Below are 13,768 nucleotides of genomic sequence, written 5' to 3'. Positions count from 1 at the left end.
CCTCAACACCCTCTACCGCACCACCCCCGCCCTCTGGCAACGCGACACCCACCCCACCGGCTTCCGATGGATCACCGCCGACACCGCCGCCGCCGCCGACGACAACGTATTCGCATTCCTGAGACTCGACGCGGACGGGGCACCCCTGCTCTCGGTGTCCCACTTCTCCCCCGTCGTCCGCCACCACTACCGGCTCGACGTACCGGACGACATCCCCGCGTGGCGGGAGGCACTCAACACGGACGCGGTCCGCTACGGCGGTGGCGGCGTGGTGCACCCGCACCCGGTCGAACCGGAGCCGCGGGACCGGTCCGGCCGCCCCGCGAGCATCCGGCTGACCCTGCCCCCGCTGGCTACGGTGTGGCTGCGGCCTGCCTGAGCCCTTCGGGCAGGCCGCCCGTGTACAGCACGCCCAGCCGCTGGGTGGCCCGGGTCAGGGCGACGTACAGGTCGCTGGTGCCGTACCGGCCCGGCTCCACCACCAGCACCGAGTCGAACTCGAGCCCCTTGGCCTGGCGCGGGTCCAGCAGGACGACGGTCCGGGTCAGGTCCGGTTCGCCGCCCGCCGTGACCCCGTCCAGCCGGGCGGCGAGCGCCCGGTGCAGATCGCGCGGCGCGATCACCGCGAGGCGGCCCTCGGCGGGGGTCAGTTCGGCGACCGCCTCGGCCACGGCGCCCGGCAGGTCGTCGGCCGCCTGCCGCACCCAGGGCCGTACCCCGGTCGAGCGGACCGAGCGGGGCGGTTCGAAGCCGGGCCGCTCGGCGCGGACCACGGCCCCGGCCAGGTCCATGATCTCGGCCGGGGTGCGGTAGTTGACGCCGAGGCGCGCATGCTCCCAGCGGTCCTCGACGTACGGCGCGAGGATCTTGGACCAGGAGCCCACACCCGCCGCCTCGGCCGTCTGGGCCGGGTCGCCGACCAAGGTCATCGAACGGGTCGGGCTGCGCCGCATCAGCAGCCGCCAGGCCATCGGCGACAGCTCCTGCGCCTCGTCCACGATGATGTGCCCGAACGCCCAGGTACGGTCGGCCGCGGCCCGCTCGGCGGCGCTGCGGAAGTCGGCCTCCTCGTGCCGCTCGGCGAACCGCTCGGCGTCGATGATGTCGTGCGCGGACAGCACCTCGGAGCCGTCGGGATCGCCGTCCTCCTTGTCCTCGAACTCGTAGGTACGGGACGCGTACGACACATCGAGGACGCCCTGCGCGAAGGCGATCTGCGTCTCCCGTTCCCGCTCGGCCAGCGCCTGTCTGACCCGGTCGTCCTCGCCGAGCAGTTCGGCCGCCTCGTCGAGCAGCGGCACGTCCGCCACGGTCCACGCCCGGGTCACCGGGCGGCGGATGGCGGCGGCGTCCTCGTCGCTGACGTAGCCCTCGGGGTCGGCGAGGAAGTCCGCGAGCAGCCGCTGCGGGGTCAGCCTCGGCCACAACTGGTCGATGGCGGACCACACCTCCGGGTTCTCGGCGAGTTCGTCGCGGATCTGGGTGATGTCGCCGGCGTCGAGCAGATTGGTGCCGTCGAACGGGTCGGTGCCGATGCGCTCGGCGACCATGTCGGTGAGGGTGTTGAGGAGGTGGCCCTCGAAGTGCTCGCGGGCCACGTTGTGCGGCAGCCCGGTGGCCCGGGTGCGCTCGCGGGCCACTTTCACCAGGCCGTCGTCGAGCATCAGGACCTCCCGGTCGTGCTCGATCGCGAGCACCGGGTCGGGCAGCGCCTGCCGGTCGGCCACGACGGCGGCGAGGACATCGGCCAGGTCGGCGCGGCCCTTGACCGCCGCCGCCTCCGGGGTGTCGTGGGCCGTCGCCCGCACCCCGGGGAACAGCTCACCGAGCGTGGCGAGCAGCACCCCGGTCTCGCCGAGGGCGGGCAACACCTCGCCGATGTAGCCGAGGAAGGCGGGGTTCGGGCCGACGATCAGGACGGCCCGCCGGGCCAGCGACTCCCGGTGCTCGTACAGCAGATAGGCGGCCCGGTGCAGCGCGACCGCGGTCTTGCCGGTGCCGGGGCCGCCCTCGACCACCAGCACCCCGCGGTACGGCGCCCGGATGATCTCGTCCTGCTCGGCCTGGATGGTCTGCACGATGTCGCTCATGCGTCCGGTGCGCGCGGAGTCGAGCGCGGCCAGCAGCACGGCGTCCCCGGTCGGGTCCTCGTGGCCGGTGCGGGTGGCGTCGCCGAGGTCGAGGATCTCGTCGTGCAGGGAGGTGACCTTTCGGCCGTCGGTGGAGATGTGCCGGCGCCGGCGCAGGCCCATCGGGGTGTGGCCGGTGGCCAGGTAGAAGGGGCGGGCGACATCGGCGCGCCAGTCGATGAGGACCGGTGTGCGCTCGGCGTCGCCGGTGCGCAGCCCGATGCGGCCGATGTGATGGCCGGTGCCCGAGGTCAGGTCGATGCGGCCGAAGCAGAGCGAGCCGTCCACGGCGTTCAGCGCGGCGAGCAGCCGGGATCGTTCGGCGACCAGGATGTCCCGCTCCAGGCGGGCCTGCATGGGCTTGTCGCCCTGTGCGAGGGCGTGTGTGACGGAGGACTCGGTGTCGCCGCGCAGCGCGTCCACGCGTGCGTACAGTCCGTCGATGAATTCCTGCTCGTGACGCAATTCATCGTCCGGAAATTCCGTGTTTGACAATTCCGCTCCCGCCCGCATAGAATCTGCTCACTGAACTTCTTTGCGACCACATTCTCCTGAAGTCGCGAATCACCGAATATACGCAGAGAAATCCCCCGAGCGCAATTGCTCGGGGGATTTCTTTCGTCGGGCGTCACGGTTCTACACGTCACGGTTCTACAGCACGTCGGACAGCTCCTCCAGGAGCCTGCGCCGGGGCCGCGCCCCGACCATCGCCCGCACCGGCTCACCGTCCCGGAACACCATGAACGTCGGCATCGACAGCACCTTGTACGCGTTGGTGGTCACCGGATTGGTGTCCACGTCCAGTTGCACGACCTTCAGCCGGCCGGCCGTCTCGGCGGCGAGCGCGCCGAGCACCGGCCCCATCTGCCGACACGGCGGACACCAGTCGGCGGTGAACTCCACCAGCACCGGCAGGTCGGATTCGATCACCTCCGCCGTGAAGTCCCCGTCCGTCACCTCGGCCACGCCGACCGTCCTGGTCATCGTCGCTGTCCTCCCAGTTCGCACTCCGGTTCCGGACCACCCGGAACCAGCGCCTCGGCGGCCAGCGCGTCCCTGGCCCGCTCCGCCCGCCCGAGCTGCCCGGCGACCTGCGCCCGCACCGCCCGCAGCTCCCCGATCAGCGCGTCCAGCTCGTCCAGCTTGCGCCGGTAGACCGCGAGCGAGGCGGGGCAGGAGTCGCCCTCGGGGTGCCCGGCCCGCAGACACTCCACGAACGGCCGCGTCTCCTCCAGGCCGAACCCGAAGTCCTGCAACGTCCGGATCTGGGTGAGCAGCCGCAGGTCCCGCTCGTCGTAGACGCGGTGGCCCTGGCCGTCGCGGCGCGCGGGCAGCAGCCCCCGTGCCTCGTAGTACCGCAGTGTCCGCGTGGTGGTCCCGGCCCGTGCGGCCAGCTCGCCGATACGCATGTCCTCGACCGTATGCCTTGACGTCGAGGTCAGGGCAACCTCGTCAGCTCCCTCAAGGGCGTCTTCGCCTACGCCTTGGCCAGCTCCTTCTCGTTGCCGTCGCCGCCCGGCTGCTCCGGCAGCTCGGGCGCCGGCGTCTGCTCGCCCTCGTCCAGCAGGGTCTTCTCGTCGAACGGCAGCTCACCGGCGAGCACCTGCCGGACCCGGTCCATGTCGATCTCCTTCGTCCAGGTGCCGATCAGGACGGTGGCCACGGCGTTGCCCGCGAAGTTCGTCAGGGCGCGGGCCTCGCTCATGAAGCGGTCGATGCCAACGATCAGTCCGACGCCGTCGACCAGCGCGGGCTTGTGCGACTGGAGGCCGCCGGCCAGCGTGGCGAGACCGGCGCCGCTGACCCCGGCGGCGCCCTTGGAGGCCAGCAGCAGGAACAGCAGCAGCGGGATCTGCTCGCCGACCGACATCGGTGTGCCCAGGGCGTCGGCGATGTACAGCGACGCCATGGTCATGTAGATCATGGTGCCGTCGAGGTTGAAGGAGTAGCCGGTCGGGACGGTGATGCCGACCACCGGCTTGCTGACGCCCAGGTGCTCCATCTTCGCGATGAGCCGCGGCAGCGCGGACTCGGAGGAGGAGGTGGACAGGATCAGCAGGAACTCCCGTGCCAGGTACGTGAACAGCGCAAAGACGTTCAGCCCGGCGATGGCCCGCAGCAGCGCGCCGAGCACGATGAAGACGAACAGGAAGCAGGTGACGTAGAAGCCGAGCATCAGCACCGCGAGGCTCTTCAGCGCGTCCAGGCCCGACGAGCCGACCACCGCGGCGATGGCGCCGAAGGCACCGATGGGCGCGGCCCACATCACCATGGCGAGGATCCGGAAGACGAGGCGCTGGATGTGCTCGATGCCGCGCAGCACCGGCCGGCCGACCGGGCCCATCGCCTGCAACGCGAACCCCGCGAGCAGCGCCACCAGCAGCGTCTGGAGCACCTCGCCCTCGGTGAAGGCGGAGACGAACGTGGTCGGAATGATCGACAGCACGAACTCCACCGGCGGCAGTGCGTCGCCGGCCACCTGGTCGTGCCCGGTCTGCTTGATCGTGTCGGTCAGATGCAGCCCGTCACCGGGGTGCAGCACATTGCCGACGACGAGGCCGATGGCGAGCGCGACGAGCGACATCACGAGGAAGTAGCCGAGCGCGATACCACCGACCGCGCCGACCTTGGCCGCCTTGCGGACCGAGCCGATGCCCAGCACGATCGTGCAGAAGATGACCGGCGAGATCATCATCTTGATCAGGTTCACGAAGCCCGTGCCGAGCGGCTTGAGCTCGACCCCGAACTCGGGCCGGATGAGCCCCACGGCGATCCCGAGCGCCACCGCGGCGATCACGGCGATGTACAGATAGTGGGTACGGTCCCGCTTCGCGGCGGGTGCGGCAGGTGCCGTTGGGGATGTGCTGGCGGCCACGGCTGCCCTCCTTGACGTCGTCGTCGGCATCACCGGCGTGCGGCTCACGTCCGGGGGATGGGGGGATGCCGTGACTATCTCCCGGTCTGTGAGGGCGGTCACCCTTGCGTTCATTGAGTTCGCGCGGAACCGGAGACACCCACGGCGGAACCGGAGAGGCACACTGACGGCATGCGTTTCCCCGCCCTGCCCCGGCCCCGCAGCCTGGCCGGCCAGCTGTTCGCCATGCAGGCCGTGCTGATCGCGGTCGTGGTCGCCGGCTATGCGCTGTTCACCTATCTCAGCGACCGGGGCCAGGCCGAGGACGCGGCGGGCCGGCAGGCCACGGCCGTGGCCCGCTCGATAGCGGACGCCCCCTCGGTACGGGAGGCGATCAACGCGGCGGACCCGACGGCCCGGCTCCAGCCGTACGCGCTCCGGGTCCAGCGGGACACCGGCGTCGACTTTGTGACGATCATGAACCCGCGGGGCATCCGCTGGACCCACCCGGACATCACGCAGATCGGCGGAAAGTTCCTGGGGCACATCGGGCCCGCCCTCCAGGGCCGCTCCTTCACCGAGACATACACCGGCACGCTCGGCCCGTCCGTGCGCGCCGTCACCCCCGTGCGGCACGGCGACCGGGTCATCGGCCTGGTGAGCGCCGGCATTCGCGTCGAGGCCATCAGCGAGCGGGTGCAGGACCAGGTCACGGCCATGGCCGGCGTCGCGGCCGGGGCCCTGGCGCTGGGCGGCGTCGGCACGTACGTCATCAACGCCCGGCTGCGCCGGCACACCCACGGCATGAACGCGACCGAGCTGAGCCGCATGCACGACTACCATCAGGCCGCGCTGCACGCGGTGCGCGAGGGGCTGCTGATGCTGGACGGCCAGTTCCGGGTGGCCCTCATCAACGACGGCGGGCGGGAACTGCTCGACGTCGGCCGGGAGGAGGACGTGGTGGGCCGATCGGTGGCCGGTCTCGGGCTGCCCGCGCCGCTCACCGGGGCACTGCTGGCCTCGGAGCCGCGCGTCGACGAGGTGCATCCGACGGTGGACCGGATCCTGGTCGTCAACACCTCGCCGGTGTCCGGCGGTGAGCGCCGCGGCACCGTCGTCACCCTCCGGGACGTCACCCAACTCCAGTCGCTCATGGGAGAGTTGGACTCGGAGCGGGGCTTCACCCAGGCGCTGCGTTCGCAGGCGCACGAGGCGGCGAACCGGCTGCACACGGTGGTCTCCCTGATCGAACTGGGCCGCGCCGACGAGGCGGTGGCGTTCGCGACCGCCGAGCTGGAGCTGGCCCAGGCGCTGACCGACCAGGTGGTGGCCGCGGTCGGCGAGCCGGTGCTGGCGGCCCTGCTGCTCGGCAAGACCGCCCAGGCCAACGAGCGGGGCGTGGAACTGGTGGTGGCGCCGGAGAGCCGGCTGGACGACGGCCTGCTCCCGGAGGGCCTGCCGACGCGCGACCTGGTGACCATCCTCGGCAATCTGATCGACAACGCGGTGGACGCGGCCCAGGGCACCGTGGGGGCCCGGGTGACGGTGACGGCATACGCCGACGAGACGGCGGACACGGGCGCGGAGGGCTGTGCCGAACTGGTGCTGCGGGTCGCGGACTCGGGCAGCGGGGTGGATCCGGCCCATGCCGAGCTGGTGTTCCAGCGGGGATTCACGACCAAGCCGGCCGGGCCCCAGGGCCGCGGGCTCGGCCTCGCGCTGGTGCGGCAGGCGGTCGCCCGGCAGAAGGGCGCGTTGACGGTGGCGGGGGGCCGGGAGGGCGGTGCGGTGTTCGAGGTACGGCTGCCGCTGGACAGGGCGGCCGGGTCGGGCGGCGGGGGCGGGCGGGACGCGGCGCGAGGTGGGATATGACGGCCCGGCAGCCCATCCGGGTCCTCGTCGTGGAGGACGACCCGGTCGCCGCGGACGCGCATGTGCTGTACGTCGGACGGGTGCCGGGGTTCGTCGCCGTGGGCAAGGCGCACACCGGGGCGGCGGCGCGGCGCCTGCTGGACCGCACCCCGGTGGACCTGCTGCTGCTGGATCTGCATCTGCCGGACGTGCACGGTCTGCGGTTCGCCCGTTCGCTGCGTGCGGCCGGCCACCACGCGGATGTGATAGCGGTGACGTCCGCCCGGGATCTGACCGTGGTGCGCGAGGGGGTCTCGCTGGGAGTCGTGCAGTACGTCCTCAAGCCGTTCACGTTCGCGACCCTGCGGGACCGGCTGCTGCGCTACGCCGAGTTCCACGCGGCGGCCGGCGAGGCCAGCGGGCAGGACGAGGTGGACCGGGCGCTCGCGGTGCTGCGGGCGCCGAGTCCGGCGGCGCTGCCGAAGGGCCTGAGCGCGCCCACCCTGGAGCGGGTCACGCTGACCCTGCGCGAGCACACCGACGGCCTCACCGCGACCGGGGTCGCCGAGGCGGTCGGCATCTCCCGCATCACGGCCCGCCGCTATCTGGAACACCTGGTCGACACGGGCCGGGCGGCCCGCCGCCCCCAGTACGGCACGGTGGGCCGCCCGGAGTTGCAGTACCGGTGGGTGACGGGGCAGTGAGGTGAGCGCTCAGCCCGCGTCGGGCGCCGGACGGAACGGCACGGCGTAGAGCACGATGTACAGGCCGAGTCCGGCCACCGCGAGGGCCTCCAGCAGCGACAGGGACACCAGCCCCGCCGACGGCCCGCCCGCCACCCAGTACACGGCGAGCGCGCTCGCCGGCACCACACAGAAGGCCAGCAGGTCCACCACGCACTGCACGACCTTGCGGGACAGCCGCCGGGCGTCCTGCCGATGCGCCGTCTCCCAGCGGAAGACCTCCGTCCGCTCCGTCGCGGCCAGTTCGGCGAGCCGCGGGGCCAGTTCCTCGCGTACATGGGCGCCGATCGCCGAGATCTTCTGGTCGTTGACCAGATAGGTCCAGCCGAGGACCACACAGACCGGGGGCAGGGCGAGCAGCATGGCGGGCCGGTCGGCCTGGGCCGCGGCGGCGACGACCGCGGCCACCACGGTGAGGGTGACGTAGAGCAGGTTGTCGCGGAAGCCGATACGGCTCTTCTGTTCGTCCTTGACGGTCTGGTACTCGGTGAGCAGCAACTGGCCCACAGTGACGTCTCGTTCCGGCACGCGTGTCCCTTCCCCCGGCTACCTTGAGAGTGTGCCGCAGACACCGCCCACCGTTCTCGTCCTGACCGCGCTCGCGCTGGAGTACGCGGCGATGCGCGCCCATGTGCCGGAGCGCCGGGAGCGGGTGCACGCGGGCGGGACCCGGGTGGAGGTGGGGCGGCTGCCCGACAGCTCCTGGCAGATGGCGCTGGCCGAGCTGGGCGAGGGCGCGGGGACCGCCGCCGCGCTCACCGGCCCGCTGATCGACTGGCTGCGTCCGCGGGCGGTGCTGTTCGTCGGCGTCGCGGGCTCGCTCAAGGACGATGTCGCCCTCGGGGACGTGGTGGTGGGCACCAAGGTGTACGGCATCCACGGCGGCAAGCAGACGCCCGAGGGCCTGCTGGTCCGCCCGGATGCCTGGTTCGGCTCCAACACGCTGGTGCAGGCGGCCCGTTCGGCCGTACGGGACCTGCCGGGCGTACGCGCGCACTTCAAGCCGATCGCCACCGGTGACGTGGTGCTGGCCGACGCCGCGTCCGATGTCGCCCGGCATCTGCGCGAGCACTACAACGACGCGGCGGCGATCGAGATGGAGGGGGCGGGCGCGGCCCGCGCGGCCCAACTGAGCGGGCAGGTCGACGCGTTGGTGATCCGCGGCATCAGCGACGGTGCCGACGCGGACAAGCACCGGGCCGACGCCGCCGGTTCCCAGGAGCGGGCCGCGGCGCGGGCCGCGACCGTCGCCGTGGCGGTGCTGCGCAGACACGCGCCGCGCGAGGACGCCCCGTCCGACCCCGAGGAAGGCGCCCGGGGCACATACCGCGGCGACCACATCGACTTCCGGGGCGGCACCTTCCACGGCCCCGTCCTCGGCAAGACAGCCGACCCCGACCGCACCGACAACCGCCACCACCGCTGACAGCGGCACGCCCCCATTCACGTCGACGGTGCCGTTTCGCACCCCGCCGCAGGTGGGGCGACGTCCGTCAAGGGGTGAGCCGGGCGGCCGTTCGCGCCCGGCTGTCGCCCGCCGCCGGTCAGAAGACCGACTCGGTCTCCTCCATCCGGTCCTTCGGCACCGTCTTCAGCTCGGTCACCGCCTCCGCGAGCGGCACCATCACGATGTCGGTGCCGCGCAGCGCGGTCATCCGGCCGAACTCGCCCCGGTGCGCGGCCTCCACCGCGTGCCAGCCGAAGCGGGTGGCGAGCACCCTGTCGTACGCGGTCGGTGTGCCGCCGCGCTGGACGTGGCCGAGGATGACCGGCTTGGCCTCCTTGCCGAGCCGCCGCTCCAGCTCGTACGCGAGGGCCGTGCCGATGCCCTGGAAGCGCTCGTGGCCGTACTGGTCGATCTCGCCCTTGCCGTAGTCCATCGTGCCCTCGGCGGGGTGCGCGCCCTCGGCGACGCAGATGACGGCGAACTTCTTGCCGCGGTCGAACCGCTCCTCGACCATCTTGACCAGGTCGGCCGGGTCGAACGGCCGCTCGGGCAGGCAGATTCCGTGGGCGCCGCCGGCCATGCCGGACTCCAGGGCGATCCAGCCGGCGTGCCGGCCCATCACCTCGACGACCATCACACGCTGGTGGGACTCGGCGGTGGTCTTGAGCCGGTCCATCGCGTCGGTGGCGACGCCGACCGCCGTGTCGAAGCCGAAGGTGCGGTCCGTGGAGGAGATGTCGTTGTCGATCGTCTTCGGGACGCCGACGACCGGCAGGCCCGCGTCGGAGAGCATCCGGGCCGCGGTCAGGGTGCCCTCGCCGCCGATCGGGATCAGCGCGTCGATCCCGAACTCGCCGACCATGTCGGTGGCCCGCTCGCATGCCTCACGCAGCCGGCCGCGCGGCAGCCGCGAGGAGCCGAGGATGGTCCCGCCACGGGACAGGATGCCGCCGACCGCGTCGAGGTCGAGGGTGCGGTAGTGGCTGTCGAGCAGCCCCCGGTAGCCGTCCTCGAAACCGATCACCTCGTCGCCGTAGTTCGTGACCGCCCGGTGCACGATCGACCGGATCACGGCGTTCAGGCCGGGGCAGTCGCCGCCTGCGGTGAGGACTCCGATGCGCATCCTGCTGTGTCTCCTGCTCGCTGTCGACGCCGGTGAGCCAGTCCGATTGTTTCATGTCCCGGTTGTTCTATGTCCCGGAGGCGGACGGGCTCCATCCTGAAGGGTGCCCTATCCGTGAGCGAAGGTATTGTCAAGAGGGTTCCGCTCACCCAGGTGAGCGCTTTTTGTCCATGCGGTCTATGAGGGAGAGCACGCGTGACCCGCAGTGTGTACGTGACCGGGATCGACCGCGGTGACGGCCGGCAGGTCGTGGAGCTGGGCGTCATGGAACTCCTGACCCGGCAGGTCGACCGGGTGGGAGTGTTCCGGCCGCTCGTGCACCACCACCCCGATCCCCTCTTCGAACTGCTGCGGGCGCGCTACCGGCTCTCCCAGGACCCGGCGACCGTGTACGGCATGGACTACCCCGAGGCGTCCACGCTGCAGGCCGAGCGGGGCACCGACGCGTTGGTGTCCGACCTGGTCGACCGCTTCCACCTGGTGGCCCGCGACTACGACGTCGTCCTGGTGCTCGGCACCGATTTCGCCGACACCCAGCTCCCCGACGAGCTGGCCCTCAACGCCCGGCTCGCCAATGAGTTCGGGGCGTCCGTGCTCCCGGTGGTGGGCGGCCGCGGGCAGAGCGCCGAGTCCGTGCTCGCCGAGACCCGCAACGCCTTCCGGGCCTACCAGGGCCTCGGCTGCGACGTGCTGGCGATGGCCGCCAACCGGGTGGCCCGCGACGACCGCGACGTGCTGGCCGAGCGGCTCGCGGACCGGCTGCCGGTGCCCTGTTATGTGCTGCCGGACGATCCGGCGCTGGCGGCGCCGACCGTCGCGCAGATCGGCCAGGCCCTGGGCGCCGAGGTGCTGCTCGGCGACGACTCGGGGCTCGCCCGGGACGCGCTCGACTTCGTCTTCGGCGGCGCCATGCTGCCCAATCTGCTGGCCGCGCTGACCCCGGGCGCTCTCGTGGTGACCCCGGGCGACCGCGCCGACCTGGTAGTCGGCTCGCTCGCCGCGCACAGCGCCGGCACCCCGCCGATAGCCGGCGTACTGCTCACCCTGAACGAGCGCCCCAGCGACGGGGTCCTCACCCTGGCCGCCCGCCTCGCCCCCGGCACCCCGGTGCTGTCCGTGGCCGACAACAGCTTTCCGACCGCCGAGCGGCTGTTCTCCCTGGAGGGCCGACTGAACGCGGCCACCCCACGCAAGGCGGAGACCGCGCTCGGCCTGTTCGAGCGGTACGTCGACACCGGCGGCCTGCTGAGCCGGGTCTCCGCGCCGAGCAGCGACCGCGTCACCCCGATGATGTTCGAGCACAAGCTGCTGGAGCAGGCCCGCGCCGACCGGCGCCGGGTGGTGCTGCCGGAGGGCACCGAGGAGCGGGTGCTGCGCGCCGCCGAGGTGCTGCTGCGCCGGAACGTGTGCGATCTGACCCTGCTCGGGCCGGTCGACCGGATCCGCAAGGCGGCCGCCGACCTCGGCATCGACCTCGGCGCCGCCCAGCTGATCGACCCGGCCGTCTCCGAGCTGCGCGACGCCTTCGCCGAGCGGTACGCGCGGCTGCGCGCCCACAAGGGCGTCACGGTCGAGCTGGCCCACGACGTGGTCGCCGACGTGAACTACTTCGGCACCCTGATGGTCGAGGAGGGCCTGGCGGACGGCATGGTGTCCGGTTCCGTGCACTCCACCGCGGCCACCATCCGGCCCGCGTTCGAGATCATCAAGACCCGGCCCGAGTCCTCGATCGTCTCGTCGGTCTTCTTCATGTGCCTCGCCGACAAGGTGCTGGTCTACGGCGACTGCGCGGTCAACCCGGACCCCGACGCCGAGCAACTCGCCGACATCGCCGTCCAGTCGGCGGCCACCGCGCTGCAGTTCGGCGTGCAGCCGCGGATCGCGATGCTGTCGTACTCCACCGGCACATCCGGTTCGGGCGCCGATGTCGACAAGGTGCGCGAGGCCACGAAGCTGGCCCGCGCGCGGCGGCCCGACCTGAAGATCGAGGGGCCGATCCAGTACGACGCCGCCGTGGAGCCCACCGTCGCCGCGACCAAGCTGCCGGACTCCGAGGTGGCCGGGCAGGCCAGCGTGCTGATCTTCCCCGACCTGAACACCGGCAACAACACCTACAAGGCCGTGCAGCGCTCGGCCGGCGCGATCGCCGTCGGGCCGGTGCTGCAGGGCCTGCGCAAGCCGGTCAACGACCTGTCCCGGGGCGCGCTCGTCCAGGACATCGTCAACACCGTGGCCATCACGGCCGTCCAGGCCCAGCGTCCCGCCCCGACCCCGCACGAGAAGGCGACCGCCCAGTGACCTCCCACCCGTCGCCCGCCACCGCCCCGTCCGGCGATCCGCGCCCGGCCCCGCCCGCCTCCCGGGTCCTCGTCCTCAACTCCGGCTCGTCGTCGCTGAAGTACCAGCTGCTGGACATGCGTGACGGCGGCCGGCTCGCCGTCGGTCTGGTGGAGCGCATCGGCGAGCAGACGTCCCGGCTGAAGCACACCTGTCTGGCCACGGGCGACACCCGTGAGCTGAACGGTCCGATCGCGGATCACGACGCCGCCCTGAAAGGGGTCGCCGGCGAGCTGTCCCGGGACGGCATCGGCCTGGACTCGCCGGAGCTGGCCGCGATCGGGCACCGGGTGGTGCACGGCGGCATGTTCTTCACCGAGCCCACCGTCATCGACGACTCCGTGCTCACCGAGATCGAGCGGCTGATCCCGGTCGCACCGCTGCACAACCCGGCGAACCTGACCGGGATCCGCACGGCCCGGGCGCTGCGTCCGGACCTGCCGCAGGTCGCGGTCTTCGACACCGCGTTCCATACGACGATGCCGGAGTACGCGGCCCGCTACGCGATCGACGCGAAGCTCGCGGACCGCTACCGGGTGCGGCGCTACGGCTTCCACGGCACCTCGCACTCGTATGTCTCCCGGGCGACCGCGCGGCTGCTCGGCAGGGCACCGGAGGAGGTGAACGTCATCGTGCTGCACCTGGGCAACGGGGCGTCGGCGTCGGCGGTCCGCGGCGGCCGGTGCGTGGACACCTCGATGGGGCTGACGCCGCTGGAGGGGCTGGTGATGGGGACCCGCTCGGGCGACCTGGATCCCGCCGTCATCTTCCATTTGCGGCGCGTTGGCGGAATGTCCATGGATGAGATCGACACTCTTCTCAACAAGAGGAGCGGTCTGTTCGGGCTGTGCGGCGACAACGACATGCGGGAGATTCAGCGCAGGATCGACGAGGGCGATGCCGAGGCCCGGCTCGCCTTCGACATTTACGTGCACCGGCTGAAGAAGTACATCGGCGCCTACTACGCGGTGCTCGGCACGGTGGACGCGGTTGCCTTCACGGCCGGGGTCGGCGAGAACGCGGCCCCGGTGCGGGCGGCGGCGGTCGAGGGCCTGGCGGGGCTGGGCCTGGCGGTCGACCCGGGGCTGAACGCCGTGCGGGGCGACGGGGCCCGGCTGATCTCGCCGCCGGACGCGCGGGTGGCCGTGGCCGTGGTTCCGACGGACGAGGAATGGGAGATCGCCGAACAGACCTACGCACTGGTCGGAAAGGGCGTCTGAGGAATTCGACCGGTACTCGCCTGAGCGCGAACACGCCCATGTGTATCGTCCGCCCGACGGAATA

At 72.0% G+C, this 13,768-nt stretch carries 12 protein-coding genes; 6 read left to right on the top strand and 6 right to left on the bottom strand.

What is annotated here, in order from left to right:
• The coding region (locus ACWEKM_RS29730) for an alpha amylase C-terminal domain-containing protein (protein WP_451624341.1) at positions 1-379 on the top strand (379 nt) is incomplete at its 5' end.
• On the opposite strand, the gene ACWEKM_RS29725 is transcribed toward ACWEKM_RS29730, so the two are convergent.
• From ACWEKM_RS29725 to ACWEKM_RS29710, 4 genes are all read right to left on the bottom strand, one after another.
• A complete protein-coding gene (locus ACWEKM_RS29725; RefSeq protein ID WP_451624340.1) occupies positions 354-2,642 on the bottom strand; it encodes a HelD family protein in 2,289 nt (762 codons plus the stop codon). The genes ACWEKM_RS29730 and ACWEKM_RS29725 overlap by 26 nt on opposite strands.
• A 138-nt stretch (positions 2,643-2,780) precedes the next feature.
• The gene (locus ACWEKM_RS29720; RefSeq protein ID WP_451624339.1) at positions 2,781-3,113 is read right to left on the bottom strand and encodes a thioredoxin family protein; all 333 of its coding nucleotides are present in this window, start codon (positions 3,111-3,113) and stop codon (positions 2,781-2,783) included.
• Positions 3,110-3,538 carry a MerR family transcriptional regulator gene (locus ACWEKM_RS29715; protein WP_451624338.1) on the bottom strand — a complete coding sequence of 143 codons (429 nt, stop codon included), beginning with the start codon at positions 3,536-3,538 and terminating at the stop codon, positions 3,110-3,112. Before ACWEKM_RS29715 ends, ACWEKM_RS29720 begins: the two co-directional genes overlap by 4 nt.
• A 68-nt stretch (positions 3,539-3,606) precedes the next feature.
• Positions 3,607-5,004 carry a cation:dicarboxylate symporter family transporter gene (locus ACWEKM_RS29710; protein WP_451624337.1) on the bottom strand — a complete coding sequence of 466 codons (1,398 nt, stop codon included), beginning with the start codon at positions 5,002-5,004 and terminating at the stop codon, positions 3,607-3,609.
• A 171-nt stretch (positions 5,005-5,175) separates the two neighbouring features.
• Between ACWEKM_RS29710 and ACWEKM_RS29705 the strand changes: the two genes are divergently transcribed.
• Together ACWEKM_RS29705 and ACWEKM_RS29700 are read left to right on the top strand one after the other, a co-directional pair.
• Positions 5,176-6,855, top strand: a complete 1,680-nt coding sequence (locus ACWEKM_RS29705) for a sensor histidine kinase (RefSeq protein WP_451624336.1) — start codon at positions 5,176-5,178, stop codon at positions 6,853-6,855.
• On the top strand, positions 6,852-7,538 hold the full coding sequence (locus ACWEKM_RS29700) for a response regulator (RefSeq protein WP_451624335.1): 687 nt from the start codon (positions 6,852-6,854) through the stop codon (positions 7,536-7,538). Before ACWEKM_RS29705 ends, ACWEKM_RS29700 begins: the two co-directional genes overlap by 4 nt.
• 9 nt (positions 7,539-7,547) lie before the next feature.
• Here ACWEKM_RS29700 and ACWEKM_RS29695 read toward each other — a convergent pair whose 3' ends face one another.
• Positions 7,548-8,105 carry a hypothetical protein gene (locus ACWEKM_RS29695; RefSeq protein ID WP_451624334.1) on the bottom strand — a complete coding sequence of 186 codons (558 nt, stop codon included), beginning with the start codon at positions 8,103-8,105 and terminating at the stop codon, positions 7,548-7,550.
• A gap of 31 nt (positions 8,106-8,136) precedes the next feature.
• Here ACWEKM_RS29695 and ACWEKM_RS29690 point away from each other — a divergent pair, with 31 nt between their 5' ends.
• Positions 8,137-9,003 (top strand): 5'-methylthioadenosine/S-adenosylhomocysteine nucleosidase, encoded by an 867-nt coding sequence (locus tag ACWEKM_RS29690; RefSeq protein WP_451624333.1) that lies wholly within the window; start codon positions 8,137-8,139, stop codon positions 9,001-9,003.
• A gap of 118 nt (positions 9,004-9,121) precedes the next feature.
• Here the strand turns inward: ACWEKM_RS29690 and ACWEKM_RS29685 are convergent, their stop codons facing one another.
• Positions 9,122-10,147 carry an ATP-dependent 6-phosphofructokinase gene (locus ACWEKM_RS29685; RefSeq protein WP_451624332.1) on the bottom strand — a complete coding sequence of 342 codons (1,026 nt, stop codon included), beginning with the start codon at positions 10,145-10,147 and terminating at the stop codon, positions 9,122-9,124.
• Positions 10,148-10,342: 195 nt separating this feature from the next.
• On the opposite strand from ACWEKM_RS29685, the gene pta reads away from it, so the two are divergent.
• Together pta and ACWEKM_RS29675 are read left to right on the top strand one after the other, a co-directional pair.
• On the top strand, positions 10,343-12,445 hold the full coding sequence (gene pta / locus ACWEKM_RS29680; protein WP_451624331.1) for a phosphate acetyltransferase: 2,103 nt from the start codon (positions 10,343-10,345) through the stop codon (positions 12,443-12,445).
• The gene (locus tag ACWEKM_RS29675; RefSeq protein WP_451624330.1) at positions 12,442-13,704 is read left to right on the top strand and encodes an acetate kinase; all 1,263 of its coding nucleotides are present in this window, start codon (positions 12,442-12,444) and stop codon (positions 13,702-13,704) included. Before pta ends, ACWEKM_RS29675 begins: the two co-directional genes overlap by 4 nt.
• Positions 13,705-13,768: the final 64 nt, after the last annotated feature.

It is taken from the genome of Streptomyces sp. NPDC004752 (assembly GCF_053601275.1).
Note: the sequence above shows the minus strand (reverse complement) of the source record. Positions and strands in the feature narration are given on the sequence as shown.